General features: G+C 36.7%; 24 protein-coding genes. 10 read left to right on the forward strand and 14 right to left on the reverse strand.

The window, feature by feature from the left end:
• Window positions 1–6 precede the first annotated feature (6 nt).
• Genes MR041_RS07745 through MR041_RS07755 form a run of 3 tightly spaced genes read left to right on the forward strand, consistent with a single transcriptional unit; the run spans window position 7 to window position 1,771 of the window.
• Complete coding sequence (locus MR041_RS07745; RefSeq protein WP_242093046.1) at window positions 7–234, forward strand: hypothetical protein; 228 nt, start codon at window positions 7–9, stop codon at window positions 232–234.
• Window positions 235–242: 8 nt separating this feature from the next.
• Window positions 243–833: a phosphatase PAP2 family protein gene (locus MR041_RS07750; protein ID WP_242093047.1), complete on the forward strand. Its 591-nt coding sequence runs from the start codon at window positions 243–245 to the stop codon at window positions 831–833.
• Window positions 830–1,771: an NAD-dependent epimerase/dehydratase family protein gene (locus MR041_RS07755; RefSeq protein ID WP_242093048.1), complete on the forward strand. Its 942-nt coding sequence runs from the start codon at window positions 830–832 to the stop codon at window positions 1,769–1,771. Before MR041_RS07750 ends, MR041_RS07755 begins: the two co-directional genes overlap by 4 nt.
• A gap of 21 nt (window positions 1,772–1,792) precedes the next feature.
• Here MR041_RS07755 and meaB read toward each other — a convergent pair whose 3' ends face one another.
• Window positions 1,793–2,869: a methylmalonyl Co-A mutase-associated GTPase MeaB gene (meaB, locus tag MR041_RS07760; RefSeq protein WP_242093049.1), complete on the reverse strand. Its 1,077-nt coding sequence runs from the start codon at window positions 2,867–2,869 to the stop codon at window positions 1,793–1,795.
• 123 nt (window positions 2,870–2,992) lie between these two features.
• Entirely contained in the window at window positions 2,993–3,547 is a 555-nt protein-coding gene (locus MR041_RS07765; protein WP_242093050.1) for a DUF2911 domain-containing protein, read from the reverse strand.
• Window positions 3,548–3,728: 181 nt separating this feature from the next.
• Between MR041_RS07765 and MR041_RS07770 the strand changes: the two genes are divergently transcribed.
• From MR041_RS07770 to MR041_RS07780, 3 genes are read left to right on the forward strand one after another with little or no spacing between them, the layout of a single operon-like run.
• Entirely contained in the window at window positions 3,729–4,280 is a 552-nt protein-coding gene (locus tag MR041_RS07770; protein ID WP_242093051.1) for an RNA polymerase sigma factor, read from the forward strand.
• Window positions 4,264–4,839 carry a hypothetical protein gene (locus tag MR041_RS07775; protein ID WP_242093052.1) on the forward strand — a complete coding sequence of 192 codons (576 nt, stop codon included), beginning with the start codon at window positions 4,264–4,266 and terminating at the stop codon, window positions 4,837–4,839. The genes MR041_RS07770 and MR041_RS07775 overlap by 17 nt, the downstream gene beginning before the upstream one ends.
• A 15-nt stretch (window positions 4,840–4,854) precedes the next feature.
• A complete protein-coding gene (locus MR041_RS07780) occupies window positions 4,855–6,369 on the forward strand; it encodes a YggN family protein (RefSeq protein ID WP_242093053.1) in 1,515 nt (504 codons plus the stop codon).
• A gap of 62 nt (window positions 6,370–6,431) precedes the next feature.
• Here the strand turns inward: MR041_RS07780 and MR041_RS07785 are convergent, their stop codons facing one another.
• The 4 genes from MR041_RS07785 to MR041_RS07800 all read right to left on the reverse strand — a co-directional run bounded on the left by MR041_RS07785 (window position 6,432) and on the right by MR041_RS07800 (window position 11,073).
• A complete protein-coding gene (locus tag MR041_RS07785; RefSeq protein WP_242093054.1) occupies window positions 6,432–7,070 on the reverse strand; it encodes a YceI family protein in 639 nt (212 codons plus the stop codon).
• Window positions 7,071–7,162: 92 nt separating this feature from the next.
• Complete coding sequence (locus tag MR041_RS07790) at window positions 7,163–9,478, reverse strand: TonB-dependent receptor plug domain-containing protein (RefSeq protein ID WP_242093055.1); 2,316 nt, start codon at window positions 9,476–9,478, stop codon at window positions 7,163–7,165.
• A gap of 37 nt (window positions 9,479–9,515) precedes the next feature.
• The gene (locus MR041_RS07795) at window positions 9,516–10,415 is read right to left on the reverse strand and encodes a FecR family protein (protein ID WP_242093056.1); all 900 of its coding nucleotides are present in this window, start codon (window positions 10,413–10,415) and stop codon (window positions 9,516–9,518) included.
• Window positions 10,416–10,557: 142 nt separating this feature from the next.
• Complete coding sequence (locus MR041_RS07800; protein ID WP_242093057.1) at window positions 10,558–11,073, reverse strand: RNA polymerase sigma factor; 516 nt, start codon at window positions 11,071–11,073, stop codon at window positions 10,558–10,560.
• Between the two features lie 148 nt (window positions 11,074–11,221).
• On the opposite strand from MR041_RS07800, the gene MR041_RS07805 reads away from it, so the two are divergent.
• The 3 genes from MR041_RS07805 (at window position 11,222) to folD (ending at window position 15,547) form a co-directional block, all read left to right on the forward strand.
• A complete protein-coding gene (locus MR041_RS07805; RefSeq protein ID WP_242093058.1) occupies window positions 11,222–12,988 on the forward strand; it encodes a hypothetical protein in 1,767 nt (588 codons plus the stop codon).
• A 293-nt stretch (window positions 12,989–13,281) separates the two neighbouring features.
• Window positions 13,282–14,610 carry a signal recognition particle protein gene (gene ffh, locus MR041_RS07810; protein ID WP_242093059.1) on the forward strand — a complete coding sequence of 443 codons (1,329 nt, stop codon included), beginning with the start codon at window positions 13,282–13,284 and terminating at the stop codon, window positions 14,608–14,610.
• 61 nt (window positions 14,611–14,671) lie between these two features.
• Complete coding sequence (gene folD / locus MR041_RS07815; protein ID WP_242093060.1) at window positions 14,672–15,547, forward strand: bifunctional methylenetetrahydrofolate dehydrogenase/methenyltetrahydrofolate cyclohydrolase FolD; 876 nt, start codon at window positions 14,672–14,674, stop codon at window positions 15,545–15,547.
• A gap of 31 nt (window positions 15,548–15,578) precedes the next feature.
• Here the strand turns inward: folD and MR041_RS07820 are convergent, their stop codons facing one another.
• From MR041_RS07820 to MR041_RS07850, 7 genes are read right to left on the reverse strand one after another with little or no spacing between them, the layout of a single operon-like run.
• Window positions 15,579–16,007 (reverse strand): VOC family protein, encoded by a 429-nt coding sequence (locus MR041_RS07820; protein WP_242093061.1) that lies wholly within the window; start codon window positions 16,005–16,007, stop codon window positions 15,579–15,581.
• Window positions 15,991–16,764 (reverse strand): pseudouridine synthase, encoded by a 774-nt coding sequence (locus tag MR041_RS07825; protein ID WP_242093062.1) that lies wholly within the window; start codon window positions 16,762–16,764, stop codon window positions 15,991–15,993. Before MR041_RS07825 ends, MR041_RS07820 begins: the two co-directional genes overlap by 17 nt.
• A gap of 1 nt (window position 16,765) precedes the next feature.
• Entirely contained in the window at window positions 16,766–17,611 is an 846-nt protein-coding gene (locus MR041_RS07830) for an alpha/beta fold hydrolase (protein ID WP_242093063.1), read from the reverse strand.
• Window positions 17,608–17,973, reverse strand: coding sequence for a cupin domain-containing protein (locus tag MR041_RS07835; protein WP_242093064.1), 366 nt, complete (start codon window positions 17,971–17,973; stop codon window positions 17,608–17,610). The genes MR041_RS07830 and MR041_RS07835 overlap by 4 nt, the downstream gene beginning before the upstream one ends.
• Window positions 17,974–17,975: 2 nt before the next feature.
• Window positions 17,976–18,950 carry a YitT family protein gene (locus MR041_RS07840; protein ID WP_242093065.1) on the reverse strand — a complete coding sequence of 325 codons (975 nt, stop codon included), beginning with the start codon at window positions 18,948–18,950 and terminating at the stop codon, window positions 17,976–17,978.
• 12 nt (window positions 18,951–18,962) lie between these two features.
• Window positions 18,963–19,526, reverse strand: a complete 564-nt coding sequence (locus MR041_RS07845; protein ID WP_242093066.1) for a hypothetical protein — start codon at window positions 19,524–19,526, stop codon at window positions 18,963–18,965.
• Between the two features lie 32 nt (window positions 19,527–19,558).
• Entirely contained in the window at window positions 19,559–21,097 is a 1,539-nt protein-coding gene (locus MR041_RS07850; RefSeq protein WP_242093067.1) for a helicase HerA-like domain-containing protein, read from the reverse strand.
• A 75-nt stretch (window positions 21,098–21,172) separates the two neighbouring features.
• On the opposite strand from MR041_RS07850, the gene MR041_RS07855 reads away from it, so the two are divergent.
• On the forward strand, window positions 21,173–21,832 hold the full coding sequence (locus MR041_RS07855) for a 7-carboxy-7-deazaguanine synthase QueE (protein ID WP_422613570.1): 660 nt from the start codon (window positions 21,173–21,175) through the stop codon (window positions 21,830–21,832).
• 53 nt (window positions 21,833–21,885) lie between these two features.
• On the opposite strand, the gene MR041_RS07860 is transcribed toward MR041_RS07855, so the two are convergent.
• On the reverse strand, window positions 21,886–22,413 hold the full coding sequence (locus tag MR041_RS07860) for a DUF2911 domain-containing protein (protein ID WP_242093068.1): 528 nt from the start codon (window positions 22,411–22,413) through the stop codon (window positions 21,886–21,888).
• Window positions 22,414–22,422 lie beyond the last annotated feature (9 nt).

Raw genomic sequence — 22,422 nt, forward strand, 5'->3', positions numbered from 1 at the left:
CGATCCATGGATTTACCAAAATTTATTTTAGGAGATAACACCGAATACCCCAATGCCATCTTCGTAATTCATACCGAGTTCCCAAGGTTTATCATTAACCTGGAAAATGATGAGGTCGAATGGTTTGAAGATTTTCATGAAGAGGACAAGAAGGAACTTGAATCGGAAACGGAAAATGCAATTTTAATGGCGACCCAGTTCTATGATAGAGAAATTGCCAATTACGAAGAATAAAATTTCAGATGTTAGATCAAATTTTACATTACGACACCGAACTATTTTTGTATTTAAATAACTTAGGATCTCCATCCTGGGACGGATTTTGGCTTGCCATTACGAATAAGTTCATATTTGGAAGTCTAATGGGAATTGTCCTTTTTGTGTTGCTGTATCGGAAATTTGGATTAAAATATACCTTGCTCTTGATAGTCGTAGTTGCATTGATGATCACCTTTACAGACCAGATTACGAATTTGTTTAAACGTACTTTTGAACGACATCGGCCTTGTCGGACCGAAGTTGTAATGGATCAAATGCGGTTTATTGCAGTGCGCTGCGGTTTATATGGTTTTTTTTCCGGACATGCATCAAACTCCATGGCGGTAGCTATTTTTGGAGGACTAATGTTGAGATCCCAACATAAATGGCTTCTTTTTGCCTTAATTAGTTTTAGTCTTCTTGTTGCCTACAGCAGAATTTATGTAGGCGTACATTACCCATTAGATATTATTTGTGGATTAATCTTTGGGGTTTTCTCAGGATCTGTCTTTTATAAGCTGGCTCAGGGTTTGTTAAAACGATTCGACACCTCAAGAAACAGAATTGAAAAATGAAAATTTTAGTTACTGGGGCAGCCGGTTTTATCGGTTCACATACTGCAGAGGCCTTGCATGCGTTGGGTCATCAAGTTATTGGGGTTGATAATTTCTCATCACATTATGATGTTGACTTAAAAAAGTTAAATGAAACGAGCCTAAGGACCCTTCAAATACCAGTTATTCACAAGAATCTAAATGATTTAGATCTTCCTGAAGTGCTACCAAAAGATATTAACTATATCTTTCATTTCGCGGCACAACCTGGAATTTCATCGACATCTACGTTTAAGGATTATTTGGATAATAATGTTTTGGCAACAAAAGCATTGGTGGATTATGCTTTGGAATTACCTGACTTAAAATTGTTTGTAAATATTAGTACCTCTTCGGTATATGGTTTAGAGGCTACACATCCGGAAGACGCCCCTGCAAAACCAGTGTCATTCTATGGGGTTACAAAACTGGCTGCTGAACAATTGGTGCTTCAGCAAAGTCGATGTCATAATTTAAAATCCTGCTCTTTAAGATTGTTTTCTGTAATAGGTCCTCGTGAACGTCCGGAAAAGATGTTTGCCAAATTAATAAAATTGGGGTTAGAGGGAAAGCCTTTTCCTTTATTTGAAGGAAGCGACAAACATTTGAGAAGCTTTACCTTTGTCGGTGATATAGTCGATGGAATAGTCAGTGTTATTGGCAAAGAATCGATTTTGAACGGGGAAATCTTAAATTTGGGATCCGACAAAGATTTTACTACCGGTTATGGGATTGAAGTTGTAGAACAGGTTATTGGGCAGCCCATTCGATTAAATATCATTCCAAAAAGACCAGGTGATCAATTTCGTACTAAGGCAATTATTGATAAAGCCAGAGATGTATTGGAATACCATCCGAAAACCTCCTTATTAAAAGCCGTGGAACAGCAGGTTGCTTGGTATAAAGCAAACTTTATGTAAACAGTATATGCCTAGCTGTTTTTACATTTCACTGAGGCTTAGCAAATAATCTGCGGCAGCAAATGGTGTGATTTTGTTTTTTTCTATTAGGTCCAGTTGCTCTGGAAGTGCCTTTTTTATGATGTCAGCATTAAAAAATCTGGATTTTAATCGCGATTCGATAGTTTGAATTAGCCAGGTTTTGTTTTGCTCTTGTCGGATTTTATCAAAATAACCGTTGTTCCTCGTTAATTCAACATATTCTGTTATCATATTCCAAATATTTGAAATCCCTTCATTTCGAAGGGCGCTGCAGGTCATAACCTTGGGGAACCATCCCGAATCCCTTGCCGGAAAGAGGTGTAGCGCTCGTTTAAATTCTTTCATGGCGAATAATGCAGCTTTAACATTATTACCATCCGATTTGTTTATCGCTATGGCATCAGCTAATTCAATGATACCGCGCTTAATGCCTTGAAGTTCATCACCTGCACCGGCTAATTTTAATAGTAGAAAAAAATCTACCATACCGCGCACCTTGGTCTCACTTTGTCCAACACCAACGGTTTCAATGATTATAATATCATAACCGGCGGCCTCACAGAGGACCACCGATTCGCGAGTCGTTCTGGCTGTCCCACCTAAAGATTCTCCCGTAGCTGAAGGTCGTATGAAGGCCTTTTTGTCTTTCACCAAAGCCTCCATACGGGTTTTGTCACCCAGAATACTGCCCTTACTGATGGAACTACTCGGGTCAATTGCTAAAATGGCTACTCGTTTTCCCAGTCCTGTCAAATAGGTTCCAAATGCTTCAATAAAAGTACTTTTCCCCACTCCGGGAACTCCTGTAATACCTATCCTTATGGACCGGTTGGCATGTGGTAAGCATGCCTCTAAAAGCAATTTTGCCTTTTTTGAATGCTTCGGACTTTTACTCTCAATTAAGGTAATGGCCTTACTTAAGGCCGAAATATCCTGGTTTATTAAATTTTTTACCAGTTTTGATACCACGATGGGCTCACTTCTTTTTTTCTTTAGGGAATCAATCGATTTAAGATTTGTAATTTCCGATTTAGAAACACTATGGCTTGCAGTGGTGGATGTTTTCTTTTTAGGCACGAGTAAACAAATGTATTACTAATTTACAATTTTAGTTTTAGAAATGTTACTGGTTACAGTGTTTACTTTTTTAAGAAGCATTTATGAAAGTAGACCTAACTAATACCCTAATTATTGGTAAAACTATTTTAGCGGGACTTCAATCTTTACGTTGTCCCAGGCCATTGTTAGATACAGATTATCAGTTGAATTGTCGAAAGCAATGGTAAATTGCTCTACAACATCATCTATATGTTTTACCGGGACCGACACATTTACAGCATCATATACTGCATCACGCATGGGTTTCAAAGTTTCGTGATCTACACCCCATTCGTATTGTTTTGCATTGAAAATAACCTGCCATGCCGTATCATTCGGAATGGTCCATAAGGTGTATTTACCGGCTTTTAGTGAGGCGTTTCCTATGTTTAATGCTTTATTGGTAGAAAATGTCGTAGCCTCATTTGCTCCCGTTCGCCAAACCTGATTATACGGAACCAAGGCACCAAATATTTCCCTGCCACGTTTTGAAGGTCTGTTATAAAACACTTCCAATTTTAAGTCATCCACCTTAAAGCTGACTGTTTTTTTAGGACTTTTTCTTTTTTGAAAGCCATCATTTAGATAAGAATAAACAAAAACACCTATGGCAACAATAAAAAGAAACGCCATAAGTCGCTTTAAAAAAGTATTCATAATTAGAGCAATTTTTAAGGATGTAAAGATACTTTAAATACGATCAAACTGTAACATGCAAACGCATATTTATTTAGCTTTGTTATACATTGAAAAAAAAAAATTAACTGTTTTTGCAACAGATACATTTTTGTCTCGTCTTTTAAACTGAACTAACTGAAATCAAAAAGTAGACCAAAGCATGTTTCAAGTTGACATTATTAAAAAATGTAAACAAAACAATCGCAAGGCACAACTGCAGTTATACAACCAGTACTGCGATGGTATGTATATTGTTGCCATGCGATTCTTGAAAAATTCAAATGATGCTGAGGATGTTGTACAGGAAGCTTTTATTAAAGCTTTTACAAAACTGGATCAGTATAAGGCTGAGGTTACTTTTGGAGCTTGGTTAAAACGTATTGTAGTCAATAAATGTATCGATTTCTTGAAAGCTCAAAAACAACGACTCATTGACTTAGATGAGGTGCACTTAAAAGTTGTCGATACTTCAAATGACGACAAATGGTTAGTAGACGACACAACGACATTGAACGATGTCAAGACCGCAATAAATAAGTTGCCGGATAAATATAGATATGTAGTGATGCTCTATTTAATTGAAGGTTATGATCATCAAGAGATATCGGAAATCTTAAAAATTTCTGAAGTATCATCGCGGACTCAATTATCTAGGGGAAGATCTAAATTGAAAGAACTTTTAACAATTCAGGGTTATGGCACAGGATATTAGAGACATGTTTAAGAATGATAGAATTTCGGATAAGGTCATGCCGAAAGATCACCAGGAAAGGTTTCTTAAAAAGCTGAATGAAGCCTTACCGGAAGCTAACAATGCATCCGTAAAATGGTACAATATTGCGGCCAGCGTAGTATTGGTCCTAGGCTTAAGCTATGGCGCATTCACGTATTTTTCAACTTTCAATAAGGTTGACTTGAATACAGAAGTGGCTAATGCCTCTGAAACTAAAACATTAGGAGATGTTTCTCCTGGATTAAAGAAGGTTGAAGATTATTATTTAGCCAGTATCAATTTAGAACTATCAAAAATTCAGTATACGCCGGAAACCAAAGATTTATTTGAGGGTTATTTAAAACAGTTAGAAGAGCTTAATCTGGAATATCAGCGCTTATCAACAGTACTGACTGAGGATGGACCAACCGAATTAACAGTTAATGCACTTATAGATAACTTGAAATTTCGTTTAAATCTTTTGTATCGTCTTAGAGAACAATTGAAAGAATTTAAAACAACAGAAACACATGCTGAACAAAAATCACTGTCAGCGTAAAACATCAATCAAAAAATGAGACAGTCAATTATAAAATTAAAGTTATTTGTACTTTGTTTTTTTACTATTTCGGGCCTTATGGCACAGGAAAAGTTAACCAAAGTTTCACAATCGATAAAAGTGGACAAGGATGTAACTATCGATTTAAATACGAGTTATTGTAACATCGAATTTGATACCTGGAATAAAAATACAGTAGAAATTGAAGCCTTTATAGAAGGTGAGGACCTTAGTAAAGAGGAATTAGAAGAAGTGTTGGAAAATTGGTCGGTTGAAATAGATGCCTCAAACGATTTGATAACTATCAATACCAAAGGCAATGGACATGGTATTTGGGTACACAGGTTCAATAACCAGGATGGAGAGGCAGTTCATGCTATTTTAGAGGAGTTAAAGTTTGAATTGGCTGATATGCCAGAGATGAACTTCGATTTTGATTTTACCATGTCTGAGATCCCTGAAGTTCCAGCCATGCCAGAAATGCCAGAACTTCCGGAATTACCGGAATTACCAAAAGGGATGACTAATTTTCACTTTGACTACAAGGCTTATCAAAAAGACGGCGATAAATACCTGGAGGAATTCACGAAACAATTCGAATCGAAGTTTGGGAAAGATTTTGAGAAGAAAATGGAAGCATGGGGTGAAAAGTTCGGAAAAGAATGGGAAGAAAAGTATGCCAAGCAGATGGAAGAATGGGGAGAGAAATTTGGTGAGGAATATAGTAAAAAAATGGAAGTTTGGGGAGAGCGTTTTGCAGAGCAAATGGAACAGCGAGCCGAACGGATGGAGCAGCGTGCTGAGCAGATGGAGCAAAGAGCCGAACAGGTATCGAAAATAAGAGAGGAACGTGAAAAAGTGCGTGAAAAATTACATGAAAAACGTTCGAAATTAGCGGATGAGAGGAGGATTAAGATTGAACGATTAGTGCATGGTAAATCACATTCCAAGGTTAAAAAGACGATAAGGATTAAAATGCCTAAAGGGGCCAAATTGAAACTCAATGTAAAACATGGTGAACTGAAGTTGGCAACACGCATCGATAATTTAAAAGCAGACTTGTCGTATACTAAATTTATAGCTGAAAGCATTAATGGAGGTCGAACCTCCATTAATGCCACCTATTCACCAGTTGAAGTAGCAAATTGGAATGTTGGGGAGCTTACGCTTAACTATGTCGAGCAGGCTAATTTGGAAAATGTCGGACAAATGGTATTGAATTCCAATTCATCAAATATTAAAATTGATAATCTCAAAGGCAATGCGATTATAGATGGGAGTATAGGTGATTTACAAATTTTAAAAATAGATGACACCTTTACTAATTTAAATGCTATTATCCGGAATACAAATGCAGTGATTGTGCTTCCTAAAACAGAATATAAACTTCAGTTCAAGGGCGATCGCACGAAATTCACCCATCCTGAAAAAATGCTCAAAGATAATAACATATCCTTTTCCAGTGGTGATTTAAATTCGGGGAAGAGTATCGTAGTAAATGCTAAATACAGTAATGTGATAATGGAATAGCTTTTCTTTCCCCGGCTTGAAAATCCCAAGCACTTCTTCTCTTCTCTTCAAAAGGTCATCTGCTATTCTTTGCTTGCTTTTACAACAATAGTCAGCTCTATATCATTATCGATGTACTTTTCACCCAAATCCTTGAAAAACGACTTTGACCCAAATCTTACATTCCACTTAGAACGATCGATTGTAAATGGTTCACTTCTTAAGATAATGGTATCGTTCCTGTGAATAAGTGTCATCGGGAAAGTGACATTATTCGTCGTGTCCTTCATTTTTAAGTTTCCTGATAGTAGGGTTTTGCCATTGGCAGTTTCAACACCGGTAACCTGAAATACGGATTCAGGATGTTTTTCAACTTCAAAAAAATCCTCACTTTTTAAATGTTTTTCCAATCGCGCATTACCCTCAGAATCTTTAAGTGAAGCCATGTCAATAGTAAATATCCCGCTTTCAATTACGCCGTCGGTTACGGTAAATTTGCCATGGTTTAAAGCTATAGTTCCTGTATGAGAACCCGTTGGTTTGTAACCCGACCAGGTTATCGTCGATTCATGAGGTAGGGCTCTAAAGGTTTCCGAATTTTCTTCGGCAGTAGCCACGGTTTCGATATCTCCGATTTCAGCTGCTTTGGTTTTTTCACGACAGCTTGAGGTCAATACCAATAAAGCCAGACTAATTGGTACAAATAGTGTTTTGTTTTTCATCTTCATCATTTTAGTTCAAATTATTAAAAATCCAAATGCTTCACAAGGGGGTTTTTGTTCGTAATTCACTGCTATGAATGCCATACACCCCATTAAAAATTTACTCTGAAACTTATGTTGGGTGTTATGCCTAACGATTGGTTTTCAATCGTAGAGATAGTATTATCAGTATCCTCATTAAGGATATGGTAGGTATTTATAATATTCTTTCTATTCAACACATTCCAAATTGAGGCTCCAATTGTAGCTTTCGAGGAATTTGAAATATCAAAAGAATATAAGACCGAAAAATCTGTGCGCAAATAGTCCTTCAGACGACTACTGTTTGGCAATTCATAAATTATTTCTCGATTTGTGGAGCTATCATTTACATCCAAGTAATTTGTTGTTGGCCTACCTGTATGCCAATTAACTCCAAGTGCTATCTTGATATCATCATAGGTATAAATGCTGCCAAAGGTCATAGCATGTCGAATATCGGCATTGTTGGGGAATGGATTGCCATTATTAAGAGCAGAAAAGGTGTAATCATTTTTACTGTAGGTGTAACTTAGCCATGTACTAAACCTATTTCTGAACTGTTTATTGATTAACAGATCAATTCCTTTTACAACATAGCTTCCCGTGTCGTAAACAAATTGATACTGGTTTTGAAACCCTTGACTTCTGCTGGTTACGCCATTTACTTTTTTAACAAAGCCTTCCGCACTGACTAATAATTTATTTCTATTATAGTGAATACCCACTGAAGCTTGCCTAGCTCTCAAGATCGGAACTGGAAATACAGTCACGTTGTCATAGACCTTAACTTCAGTATTATTATTGGATAATACCCAGCGCCTTTTCTCTATTCCTAAAAAATCATTCTGTAAGTCGATGATCTGTGAGGTCGTTTGACTTTTTAATTCCCCTAAAATTTCAATTCTAAAATTATTTAAAAATCGATGGCTCAAACTTAAGCGAGGTTCAGCAAGTAGTTGATCAAACTTTTTAAAGTAATTGAGCCGCGTCCCAAAATTTAATTTGCTTTTCGCATTATTAGATAAAAAAGCGATTTCTCCATAAATTGAATGGCTTCGAATAACTTCTTTTATATAACTACGAAATATAGGATTATTCACATCTTCTAAATTGCTAATTCCAACTTCTGTAAATTGATAACCCATATTTGCCTTAAAGTTTTGACTTATGCTATAATTGATATCTAATTTAACAGAGCCATCGTAAACTTCATTTTCCTGAATTAATCTTTGGTTGTTTATGATATCGAAATTGGTAGCATCAAGATCGTAATTAGAAACATAAATTTGAGCATTTAATGAAAGGTTCGGGGTCCAGTTTCGGATATAGGATACACTTGTGGCCAGATTCTGTTGCAACAATTTGCTGTTTAAGGCCTCATTGCGGTCGTTGGTGGTAGACTGTTCATCGTAATCCAGCGAGTTGTTAACAACCATTATATTAAATCGTAATTTGTCTTTCTTACTTAAATCGTATAAAAATTTAGCAGTGATATCGTAAAAATAGAAGGTCTCATTTGTAGAAATGGAGGCATCATTACTTTGGTTAAAATCTGAATCTTGAAATACCCTTTTTGAATATTGATCGTATGTTGGGGTAACAATCAGGTCAGTTACAGAACGCCTTGAGGACAACTGCAGTTCCGTTTTGTTCGATAATGGAATTTTCACAAAACCATCGGCATTAATTAAATTAAACCCTAAGCCGGCTTTGAATTTTTGATCAACAGCGTTGGAGAGTCGCATATCGATAATACTGGAAATACCGTCACCATACTTCGCGGGGGTACCATTTTTTGACACATTTACTGATGTGGTGGTATATGGATTAAAGGCCGATATTAAACCAAAAAAATGACCTGACTGGTACATTTTAATACCATCCCAAAGAATCAAATTTTGATCATGCGTTCCACCTCTTATATTGATATTGGAAACCGTTTCATCCAAGCTGAATACTCCTGGTAGTGCCTGAATGGTTTGTAATACATCAGGTTCAATAAGTCCGGGAAGTATACCAAAAGATTCAGGTTTTATGGTCAGGCTGCCATCATTTAATTTGGTTAAACCAGTGGTCAGGTAATTTACAACGACAATTTCTTCCAATTGCTGCGTTGTAAAATTTGAATCCTTATCCCTGGCTTTTGAAGTAACAACAATAAATCGGTTATCCAATAACCGAAAATTAAGTTGCGTCTCAGAACTTATAAAGTTTAAAATGTCAATTAGGGTGAAGTCACGATCGGGTAATTCTAATGTAATCCCTTTTATTGTTTCGTCCACATATGAAAAACTGACATCATACAGACTTTCAATAGTTTTTAAAATTGTGGTAAGACTTAATTCTTCTTTCTGAACGTTTTGAGAAGCAGCAAGGTGTATGTTCAAAAAAAATATGACAATAAAGAGAGAAAGTTTACCTTTTTTACTCACGCTTTAAAATAATAGAATTATTTTCTTTACTATAGGTTAGGTGTAAAGGTAAGGTAATTGATTGTAGTGCAAGGTCTATATTGTCGTGTGAGAAACCACCGGTAAATATTTGTGTGCTGTCAATACCTAAAAGCGTAATGGAAACCCCGTATTGTCTTTCAAATTCAGCAATTACAGCTTTGTACGGTATGCTGTTAAATCGACTTTCGTTATTTAGCCACGAAGGCGTTGTGCGGATTTCTTTTTCTTTAGCAATTTGTTTCCCATCTATAATTAAAAAGCTGTCTCCAGGATTCAATTTAGTTTCATGAGATTTATAAGTAACCCCAACTAAACCTTCGTAGCATATAACTTCATAGTAGTTGTCTCTTTGTTTTACATTAAACTCGGTACCGTAAACTGTTACGGTTCCCGTTGTTGTAATCACACTAAATGTAGATCCTTTCGAGACCTTGAAAAAAGCCTCGCCAATGAGTTCGACATCGCGTTCTTTTTTCCATCCTTTTTTATTGTAAACCAATGTGGATTTTGCATTGAGGGCAACGCTGGAGGCATCCGGTAATTCAATGGTAGTTCGTTGCGCGAAATCGGTAGATATGGTCGTGTCTAATGTGGTTGCATAATAATAGATACCAAAACCTATAACTAAAATAGCCGCCACACGCAGCAGGGGCTGATACCAGTGAGATTTTGGTTTTGATTTATCACTTTTAATGGCCGATAATACCTTATTGAACTCCTTCCGGGAATCAAAGTCATCAGCTTTAAAACCCTGAAGTTCCCTATTTAACTTCATCAAATGATCGTAATCTTCCAGCGCTTTAAATGCTAAAAGTTCATCATCAGTTAAATTATTATCTAACCATTTTGATATGAGTTTTTCTCTATTCATTATTCTTGTATTCGACTATATAACAATTAGGTTTCATTTTTTCCTACCCCAAATCAAAAAAAATTACGCTCGGGTTTTTTTATATTCAGTTCAATCAAACTTTCAGTAGTTCCATTTTATATTAATAAATAAAAACGTCTGACTATAACTCCTTTATATCCTTTCTCAATTTTTCTAAAGCGCCATAAATTCGTTTTTCAACAGCCTTTGTCGAAATATCCAAAAGATTTGCAATTTCCTTAAATCTTTTGCCCTCAACCCGATTCATCATAAATGCCACGCGCTGAGCTTCCGTTAATTTGGATAGTGCATCCTGCAATTTCCTGCTGTATTCTTGTTCCTGCATTAAAAATTCGGGATTTTCATTGGTATGCATTTTAGGCTTGCTTTGTCTATGCTTAAGCACCACTTTTTGGTGTGCCACCTCATTGAGCATTAAATTATTCGCTGTGGTAAAAACAAAACTTTTGGCCTTATCTGGAGTTACCTTGGCACAATTCTGCCATAATTTTACAAATGCTTCCTGAACTTTATCTTTAGGATGTAACCGATCTCCAAACTTGTAGAATAAAAAATCATGCAAATCTTTGGAATATTTATTGAATATGGAGGCAAAAAGATGCTCTTCACAAATATTATCATGTAATTTTCTAGTCATTTGTCATGGTAGTTGGTGGCTCTAAAATAAGGCTTTTTGGAATTTGTGATTTGCATTAATAAAATTTTTTTCATGATTTGGGGTAGGAATTTTTTGAGTAATCCTGTTTTATCAACAAAACGCTATGTTGAACCCAAAATTAATTATCATGAAAACAAAAATGAAATTCTTAATCCTACTTCCTTTTTTTGCCCTCCTGATGCTGACTTCGTGCCAGGATGAAGTCACCGAAATTACAAGCCCCACAGAAACTGAAGCACTTGTTGCGGAATCCAATTTAACCGCTTTGGTAAGCGCTACATCAAAACGGGATGGTTCAATTGACAACATAATTGATAAAGCCAGTTGTTTGTCTATTGAACTGCCTGTCACCGTAGTAGTGAACAACCTAGAAATTATTGTCGATTCAGAAGAAGACTTTGACACTATTGAAGCAATTTTTGATGAATTTGAAGACGATGATGATTATCTGGAAATTATTTTTCCAATTACAATAATTACAGCAGATCACGAGGAAATCGTTATTCAAAATGCTGATCAGCTTGAGGACTTTGTGGAGGACTGCAGAGGAGAAAATGAAATAGATGACGATATTGAATGTATTGATTTTAAATACCCAATTTCATTTTCTATTTATGACGCGAACTTTCAGGTCATAGATGTTGTTTCTATTGAAAATGATAGGCAATTGCACCGCTTTATTAAGCGTGTGATAAACGCTGAAGTGTTTGCCAGCTTAAATTTCCCTGTAACTATGGTCTTGTTTGATGGAACTGAAATCGTCGTTAATAACAATATGGAATTGGAAAGAACCATTGAAGAAGCAAAAGACGCCTGTGATGAGGACGATGATAACGATTATGGTGATGATGATTTTACTAAAGAACGTTTAGATAACCTTTTAATGTCCTGTCCATGGGTAGTACGCGAATTTGAACGCAATGCGGTGAGCCTGGCAGATAATTACTTTGAATATGTGATGATATTTAAAGAAGAAAATGTGGTTAAGGTGCGTAAAAGAAATGGTGATATATTAACAGGAACCTGGACGACCCGTGTTTCAGATCGAGGCGCTTTAATAAAGCTGGAGTTCGAATCATTGGTTGATTTTACATTGGAATGGTTTGTTTATGATCTGGAATCAGGACGTATCAAATTATATCAGGAAGGTGGTAACAGAATTATATTGAAGAAAAACTGCGATATTACTTTCGATGTTACAAAGGAACGGGTTCTAAATTATCTGCAGGAATGTTTATGGCGTGTTACGCGATTGAAAGTTGATGGTATGGATAATGAAAAAGATTATATAGGCACACCACTCAAATTCTTTGAAAATAATGTTGTTAAAATTAGAATAAATGGCGAATTTATTCAAGGCACTTACGATGTCCTTGCACATAACAATGGATTTATATTGCAAATTAACTTAGAAGGAAGACCCAATTTACAGTTGGAATGGTTAATTACATTCCTTGAACCGGGATTGATTAAACTGGAAAGTTTAGGTAACCCGGATAACAAATTGATTTTAGAAAGACATTGTCCGGATGCCGATGATGATTTAAAATATATCGATGCTATTTTAATAACTAATGACTGGGAAGTGACCAGGTATTACATAGCGGAAGGGGAACAGGAAAGAGATGATGAATTTTACATGTATACATTGAACTTCTATGAATCCGGCAGAGTAAAAGTTACTGATCCCAATAATGAGACCTTTGGAGGCTCCTGGTTGTCTTACCGAAAGTCAGGCTTAAATTTAGGGCTTTACTTTGGTGATAATGCCCCGTTTAATGCCTTTAATCATAGATGGAAAATAGCTGAAATCACAGAATCAAGAATAGAATTAAAAGATTGGAGTTCAGATGGCAGTATCGAACGCATATTAGTATTGGAAAAGAAAGTATAAAACTTCAAGGAATGCTCGACTATTAATTTACCAGTCGAGTATTCCATTTTTTTGGTAATCTGTTTGCATTAACATAAAATGGAAACTTGATAATGTTTAAAACATAAAGTCATTATGTTTTGGTGAAAAAGGAGAACTTCCCATATCGGTTTAAATTAGGTTAGTTAGCTAAGTCATCCTTTTTGGGCTGTCAATAATAAATTGACAGCCTTTTTTTATAGATTACATTGTCCTGTTTCGATTATAAAGTTCAAATCATTAACTTTGCACTTCTTAAAAATTAAAGCACATATATGTTTAATAATTTAAGCGATAAATTAGATAAAGCCTTACATGTTCTCAAAGGCCATGGCAGTATTACCGAAGTTAATGTAGCGGAGACTTTAAAAGAGGTAAGACGAGCCCTTTTAGATGCTGACGTAAATTTTAAAATAGCTAAAGAATTTACCAATAGGGTTAAGGAAAAGGCACTTGGGCAAAATGTGTTAACCACCTTGCACCCAAGTCAGTTAATGGTTAAAATAGTAAAGGATGAGCTCACCGAACTTATGGGTGGTGAGGCGGAAGGAATTAACCTCTCTGGTGCTCCAAGTGTTATTTTGATGTCCGGTCTCCAGGGATCCGGTAAGACCACTTTTTCTGGTAAATTGGCCAATTATTTAAAATCCAAAAAAACCAAAAAGCCTTTATTAGTTGCATGTGATGTTTATCGTCCAGCCGCGATAGATCAATTGCATATTGTTGGTGAACAAATAAACGTAGAAGTGTTCAGTGATAAAGAGAACAATGATCCCGTTGCCATTGCAAAAGCAGGTATAGCGCATGCCAAAAGTAATGGTTTTAATGTGGTCATTATTGATACGGCGGGACGATTGGCGGTCGATGAGATCATGATGACCGAAATCTCTAATATCCATAAAGCCATCGAACCACAGGAAACCCTTTTCGTAGTAGACGCTATGACCGGTCAGGATGCTGTGAATACGGCCAAAACTTTTAATGATGTATTGAATTTTGATGGGGTAATACTTACCAAATTGGATGGCGATACACGAGGTGGTGCAGCCATATCCATTAAATCTGTGGTGAACAAGCCCATTAAGTTTATTGGCACAGGCGAGAAAATGGAGGCTATCGATGTGTTCCATCCCTCGCGAATGGCAGACCGTATATTGGGAATGGGTGATGTTGTATCACTGGTGGAAAGGGCTCAGGAGCAGTTTGATGAGAAAGAGGCAAGAAAACTTCAAAAGAAAATAGCGAAGAATCAGTTTGGTTTTGATGATTTCCTTAAACAAATCCAACAGATAAAGAAAATGGGGAATATGAAAGATCTCATAGGAATGATACCTGGAGCTGGAAAAATGATGAAGGATATCGATATAGATGATGATGCCTTTAAGGGTATTGAAGCGATTATTCATTCTATGACCCCTAAAGAACGTTCTAATCCCTCTATTTTGAATGCCAGCAGAAAAAAGAGAATTGGTAAGGGCTCAGGAACCTCTGTACAAGAAGTGAACCAGCTTCTGAAGCAGTTCAATCAAATGAGTAAAATGATGAAGATGATGCAAGGTGGCGGGGGAAGAAAAATGATGCAGATGATGAATAATATGCGTTAAGGTTTAGCACGAAGATGCGCAGTATAACACGCAAATCTAATTTATTAATTTCACAAAGACTATGACAATTTTAGACGGCAATAAAATTAGTAATGATATTAAGGCCGAGATTACAAGGGAAGTCGAATTAATAAAATCTAAAGGCGAGAAGGTGCCTCATTTAGCTGCGGTTCTGGTTGGAACTGATGGAGCCAGTATGACTTATGTGAATTCTAAAGTTAAGGATTGTGCGATGGTTGGCTTTGATTCAACACTCATCGATTTGCCAGAAGAAACAACACAGGAAAAACTTTTGAAGGTTATTCATGACCTCAATACAAATGATGATATCGATGGCTTTATTGTGCAATTGCCCTTACCTGGGCATATCGATGAGCATGAAGTGCTTATGGCCATCAACCCCGATAAAGATGTCGATGGATTTCATCCGACTAATGTGGGAAAGATGACCTTGGATTTACCTGCATTTATTTCTGCCACACCATATGGAATTTTAGAATTGTTAGAACGTTATAACATTGAGACTTCAGGGAAGCATGTCGTAGTGATAGGAAGAAGTCATATTGTAGGACGTCCAATGAGTATTTTAATGAGCCAGAAACGTAAGGCGGGTAACGCAACTGTAACAGTAGCACATAGTAGAACTGTTAATTTAAAGTCCATTACACAACAAGCAGACATTATTATTGCCGCTCTGGGTATCCCGGAGTTTCTAAGGGGTGATATGGTGAAAGATGGTGTGATTGTTATTGACGTGGGTATTACCCGCATTCCAGATAGTACCAAAAAAAGAGGTTATCGCTTGGCGGGTGATGTGCATTTTGAAAGTGTGAGTGCTAAGTCGGAATATATTACTCCGGTTCCCGGTGGAGTAGGCCCAATGACTCGGGCTATGTTGCTTAAGAATACCTTGTTGGCTAGAAAATGGCGACTTTAATTTGCGATAATTTTTTAAGCTTAAGATCTGCCTATTTGGCAAATAATTGATTCATATCCTTAAATGCTTTAAATTCCAACGCATTTCCAGAGGGATCTAAGAAAAACATGGTCGCCTGTTCTCCGACCAAACCCTTGAAACGTATATAAGGTTCTATTATGAATTCAATATTCTTATGTTTTAAACGTTCCGCCAGTATATGAAAGGCATCCCAAGAAAGGACAACACCAAAATGTGGTACTGGTACGTCCTTTCCATCAACTGGATTCGTGTGCAAGTCTTTTTGATCGGATTTCGGTTTGTAATGAATAACCAATTGGTGTCCATAAAAGTTGAAATCAACCCATAACTTACTGCTTCTGCCTTCCTCACAACCTAAACTATTTTTGTAAAAATCCCTGCATGCTTCTAAATTGTCCACAGGAATGGCGAGGTGAAATGGATTACTCATCTTTTCCATAGTGTCTGCGTTTATCTTGTTTGGGTTTATATGTTTTGGAGGATGAGCTGAGTAAGCTTTTCAAATTTGAAAATTCCTCCTGAGTAAGTTCTCTATATTTGCCAACAGGCACATCCAGTTTAATGTTCATTATTCGAATACGCTTCAATGTTAAAACCTCATAGTTAAAATAGTCACACATCCGTCTGATCTGTCTATTCAATCCTTGAGTTAATATAATTTTAAAATTGAATTTATCTATTCTTTTTATTTTACAAGGTTTTGTGGTTTGACCCAATTCCTTCAGGTATACCCCTTGTGACATACGTTCAATAAATGTTTGTGATATTGGTTTGTTAACTGTAACAATATATTCTTTCTCATGATTATTACTGGCTCTTAAAATTTTATTTACGATATCGCCATCGTCCGTAAGTAAAATTAAACCCTCACTGAGCTTGTCTAATCTTCCGATAGGAAAAATTCGTTTAGGATAGTTAATATAATCGATAATGTTATCTTTTTCAATACGGGTATCTGTTGTGCAAACTATACCTACGGGTTTGTTAAAAGCAAGGTACACAAAACGCTTTTTGGTATTTTCTATGATTATACCATCAATTGCAATCTCATCGGAAGCATAAACTTTAGTTCCCATTTCGGGAATTATTCCATTCACGGTAACACGACCGGATTCAATTAGCTTATCGGCTTCCCGGCGGGAACAATACCCTATCTCACTTAAAAATTTATTGATGCGTTTTAATTCCTCTGGCATGCTACGAAAATACAATAATCTGGTTGGATACAAATTCCAAAATATGTTCTTCAACTTCTCTGGATTTTAAGCTATGATCTAAATTTTTTGTGGAAATAACTTTAGCGTTTGGGAAGTGTCTTTTGTAATCCAGAGCATCTTGATAGGGAATTATAGGGTCCGTCAGATCATGAATAATCAAACCACTTGAATTCAAATCCTGAGTGAATTTGGCCGCATTATAATATTCTGGTAAATGACCATACTGGTTCAAATAAAAAGCATTTATGGCTTTGATCACTTTAGAATTATAACTCATAAGCTTTGTGTATCGTTTCATAACATCCTTCAAATTAGAAGGAGCACCGAGAAGCACAATTTTTTTTAATTCAGGCAACCGATATTTATATTGAAAGCATATGGTTGCCAAACCTCCAAAAGAATGAGAAATAATGGTTTGCGTTTTGAATTTTCTCGAAACGAGATGAATATACTCGGCATAGTCAATAATGTGAAATGATTTGTCTGTGGATTTTCCATGAGCCGGTGCATCAATAGCAACTATATTGAAGTTTTTCAATTTTAATGAGTCGATTAATGATTTCCATCGGAAGGCATTACTTTCCCATCCATGAACCAATAAAATTGTTTCACCTTTTCCCGGCCATCTGTAAGTCATAATAGAGCGGTCCTTTAAAAAGACCTCCTCCTGAAAAGCGGTATTTAAAAAATCGGTTGCTTCTTCAGTATGTTTGCCTTTTCGTGGCTTTGAGAATAATCTAATGGCCAAAAACGCTGCACGCTTCGGTGAGACATAGACCAGAAGGTTAATTATGAATCCAATACTTTTCGCTAAAACCAATTTCATTCCTTTTCCCTGTTAACCGAATCCATAGAGAATGCGGGGAGACAAATAGCCAGATATTCACAAGATTCATTAAATGGGTTGGAATATTGAATCCTTGTATTTTTTTCAATTTTTATGGATTGGCCCGCCTTCAGGATTATGATTTCTCCTTCAATGTTAAACTGCTTTTTACCTTTTATAATAAAGGTGAATTCGTCGAATTCCGGAATTTGAAATGGTTCCTTCCAACCTGCCGGAGCGATCATGTGGGCTATGCTTATTTCGGAAGTACCATTACTGACTAAACCAAAATGTTCTTTAATAATTTTTCCATCAGCAGTGTGAACGAGAAAAGGGTTTTCTTGAATGGTATATCCTTTCATGCTTAATCTTTTAATGGCTTACGTTTTATTGTGCCGCCTTTAATGTCTTTAACTATACCCATTACTAAAAAAGCATTTTTGTCGATTTTATCAATTTCAGTTTTTAGTTTTGGTATTTCAAGCCGTGTCATAACGGTATAAATGATATTCTTGTTGAAAGGTGTCTTTCCTTGACTAAAACCACCTTTGCCAGAATAAACGGTACATGCTCTTTGGAGTTTTTCTATAATCATTACTCTAATTGCTTCATGTTTTTCAGATATAATGGTCACACCCACGTATTCTTCGACACCATCAACTACAAAATCCACCGTTTTGGAGGCAGCTAAATAGGTAAGTATGGCGTACATAGCGACTTCTATGGATAGAATATAAGCACCAAATGAAAAAATGATAATGTTTATCAATAATAATACATCGCCTACTGTTAAGGAAAGTTTCCTGCTTAAATAAATGGCTAATACCTCGGTGCCATCAATTACGCTTCCACCTCGCATAGACATCCCTATTCCCAGACCTAAAAAGAACCCACCAAATACTGCTATGAGTAATTTATCTTCGGTAATTATAGGATAATCAATATAGTGAACCACTAAAGATAAAAGGATAATAGCAACGATACTGCGAACGGCAAATCTGAAATTTATCGTTCTGGAGGCTAAAATGATAAACGGTAAGTTGATCACAACGAGTAAGATCTCGAGTTTAAAATGTGTAACATTTTCAAGTAACAAGGAAATTCCCGTAGCTCCACCATCTATAAACCGATTTGGTAACAAAAACCCTTTTAAGCCAAAACCTGCTGAAAAAACACCAATGATAATGAAAATGTATTTTTTGATTGTGTGCGTTAATTCGACTTGTAGATTTCTAACAAGTGGCACTATTTCCCGCTTTCTAGCTGGCTCATTAGGGTGTTTGTGTTCAATTCTCTTACGAGCAATATCCACTAAAAGTTTGGCGAGAAAAGGATTCATTTTAAGATGATTTTAGTTGTTGTTCCAGTTAATGAAAAAGTACTTTATTTTAGCTTGATCCGGAATGTGAATGGCCTCAATTGCCAAATTTCTATCGAACCTCAGGTTAGCAGGTAGCTCTTCCTTATCTATAGTGAATGTGGCATTAATTTCATTAACTGATACCACAACAGAATTGATCAAATTATTGATTCTATTTATTTTATAAGCGTCATTAATATCCTTAAACGTGCTTAAAAGTGAAACATTCTCGCTGGTTTTATATCGGGAATCCATAATCTGAACGCTACCAATAACTGCTGACGAGTCCGAAACGGCCCTGGGTGAGAGCACTAATAATTTCTGTCCTTCCTTATCGAAAACATCAATGGTATTAATGGAATTCGATAGTGTATTCCCACTGTCGAAATTCGATATGGAGTCATTGATAAAAATAGTTTTTAGATCTTTTACTTGCGTTGAGTCGGTTAATAAACCAACATGCTGTTTACCTATTTCAAATGGATTTGGTTCACTTTTACAGCCATATATTGAGTAAATTGTGATTATAAATAGGCATAAGAATAGTCTGTTCATGAATTTCAGTATTGTTCAATTGGTTTTAGAGATTATTTTTTGATCACTTTTGTAAGAATGCCGAACACACTTCTAATAAAAGTAGCACTTGTTAACACCTTAACAACCGGGTTCATTCTTGTCCTTCTTCCCGAGACAGAAGTTTTTCTTTTGGTGGCCACCCGCTTCATAGCCTCGCGTTCCTTCTTCGCTTTTTCTATAGCTTCGCTGGCCTCTGCACGTTTTATTTTCGCGTTCAACATTTCATAGGCACTTTCTCTATCAATGCGATCATTATATTTCGTAACCAATTTAGATTGAGAGAGTAAACTGCTTAGTTCGCTAGGGGTTAAAACATCCATTCTACTCATCGGGGCACGCATCATCGTTGCAGCCAAAGGTGTTGGACGCCCTTTTTCATCAAGAGCGGAAACCAGTGCTTCACCTATACCTAATGACGTTAAAACTTCTTCAGTATTGTAAAATTCCGAGTCCGGATAGTTTTGAGCCGTCAATTTTATGGCCTTTCTATCCTTGCCCGTGAATGCCCTGAGCGCATGTTGAACTTTAAGTCCTAACTGTCCTAAAACGGCTTCAGGAACATCGGTCGGGTTCTGAGTCACAAAATACAACCCTACACCCTTACTTCTAATTAATTTAACAATACTCTCGATTTGATTCAGTAATGGCTTAGAGGCCTCATTAAAAATCAAATGAGCCTCATCAATAAACATTATTAATTCAGGCCTATCGCTGTCGCCACGTTCTGGAAATGTAGAATAAATTTCCGCCAGCAAACTCAGCATAAACGTTGAAAATAATTTTGGCCGATCCTGAATATCCGTCAAACGAATAATATTTATGTATCCCCGGCCGTTTTCATCAATTCGTAAGAGGTCGTCAACTTCGAAGGACGTCTCGCCAAAGAACAAATCGGCACCCTGTTGCTCCAACTCAATAATTTTGCGCAAAATCGCACCCGTTGATGACGTAGAAATCCTTCCGTATGCTTTTGTGAATTCTTCTTTGCCCTCGTTAGTAGCATAGTGGAGTATCTTTTTGAAATCTTTTAAATCCAAAACAGGTAACTTATGGTCGTCACAATATTGGAACAACACGGCTACAACGCCAGATTGAGTTTCAGACAAATCTAAAATACGCGACAGGAGGATCGGGCCGAATTCACTTACAGTGGCTCTTAGACGCACACCTTCCTGCTCCGATAGTGTTAAAATTTCAACAGGGAAATGTTTGGATTCAAACGGTAATCCTATCTTCTTATGCCGTTCATCAATTTTAGGATGACCGGGACTGGGTTGCGATAGGCCGCTCAAATCGCCTTTCATGTCCATCAATAAAACAGGTATGCCCTTATCACTTAAGTTTTCGGCTAAGACCTGTAATGATTTCGTTTTACCTGTGCCCGTAGCACCCGCAATAAGACCATGGCGATTCATTGTTTTTAGAGGTATCTTTACGTAAGCTCCCGTAATGGTTTCACCTTCCAGCATTGCAGCACCAATCGGAATAAAATCACCTTTGGTGACGTTGCCTTCAGTGATGTGTTTAAAAAAAGCCTCCTTTTTACTCATGAATCTGTAGTTTTTATAAAAATAACCAATCTGAATCAATTTAAATGAACAAGATATATAAATTCTATGAATATCATGGGAGCAAAAAGACTATCTTTGCGAACGATGAAAAAGGCGATCAAACAGTTAGTGGATAGCGGCAAAATGTTGCCTCTGATGGAAGCGTTTTACACCATTCAGGGTGAAGGTTACCACAAAGGCACAGCGGCGTATTTTATACGTCTTGGAGGATGTGATGTGGGATGCCACTGGTGCGATGTCAAGGAAAGTTGGGATGCTGAATTACATCCACCTACAGACACGCTGCAGATCGTAAATGATGCCAAAAAATATAGTGATACCGTTGTTGTTACAGGAGGCGAGCCCCTAACTTGGGACATGACCCCGTTGACAGATTCACTGAAGGCTGAAGGTATGCAAATACATATAGAAACCTCGGGGGCTTACACCTTAACAGGATCGTGGGACTGGATATGCTTATCTCCCAAAAAGTTAAAACCTCCGACCAAGGAGATTTATGAAAAGGCCAACGAGTTAAAAATAATCGTTTACAATGCCTCTGATTTTCGTTTTGCAGAAGAGCAGGCAGCTAAAGTGAATCCGAATTGTATCTTGTATTTACAACCTGAATGGAGCAAAAGAGAAAAGGTCATTCCCGAAATTGTAGATTATGTTATGAAAAATCCCAAATGGAAAGTGTCCTTACAAACCCATAAGTATTTAAACATACCATAAAAAAAGGTTTAAAAGATGATTCTTTTAAACCTTTTTTAGAAGTATTGATTTATCTAGTTACTGAAAGGGACATTCACCCTAAGGGTTCCCCATCCTAAATGCATAGTCCCATTACTGAATGCAATTGAAAAAGCCTCTAATTCTTTTCCTGTTGTAACGGGAGCCGAAACGCGAATAACGTCATTATCGGGATTATAGGAATAAGCTCCCCATACGTTTATATCCTTATTTAAAATGATGGTCCATTCTTTTTCTCCGGGTATTGTAAACAGTGAATATTCACCTGCGCTTACCGCTTTTCCACCAATTTCAACATCTTTATAAATAATAACGTTTGCAGCTTCATTCGCACCGGTTCGCCAAACTTTCCCATTCGGTGCCAAACTGCCTACGGAACGTCCTTTTAGTTGTGGCCTGCTGTAAATAACTTTGGCAATTACAGGTGCATTACGAGAGGTCTTATAAAGTGCTGCATCCATAGGGCTTTTGTCTAAACCGGCAAAGTCTTGAGCATTAGCATGGGAAGAAATAAGTAAAATAAATGCAAATAAAATTGAAGAAATAAGTGCTGTTTTTTTCATAATAAAAGT

Origin of the sequence: Aestuariivivens sediminicola (assembly GCF_022662015.1) — a bacterium.
Taxonomy (GTDB): Bacteria; Bacteroidota; Bacteroidia; order Flavobacteriales; family Flavobacteriaceae; genus Aestuariivivens; species Aestuariivivens sediminicola.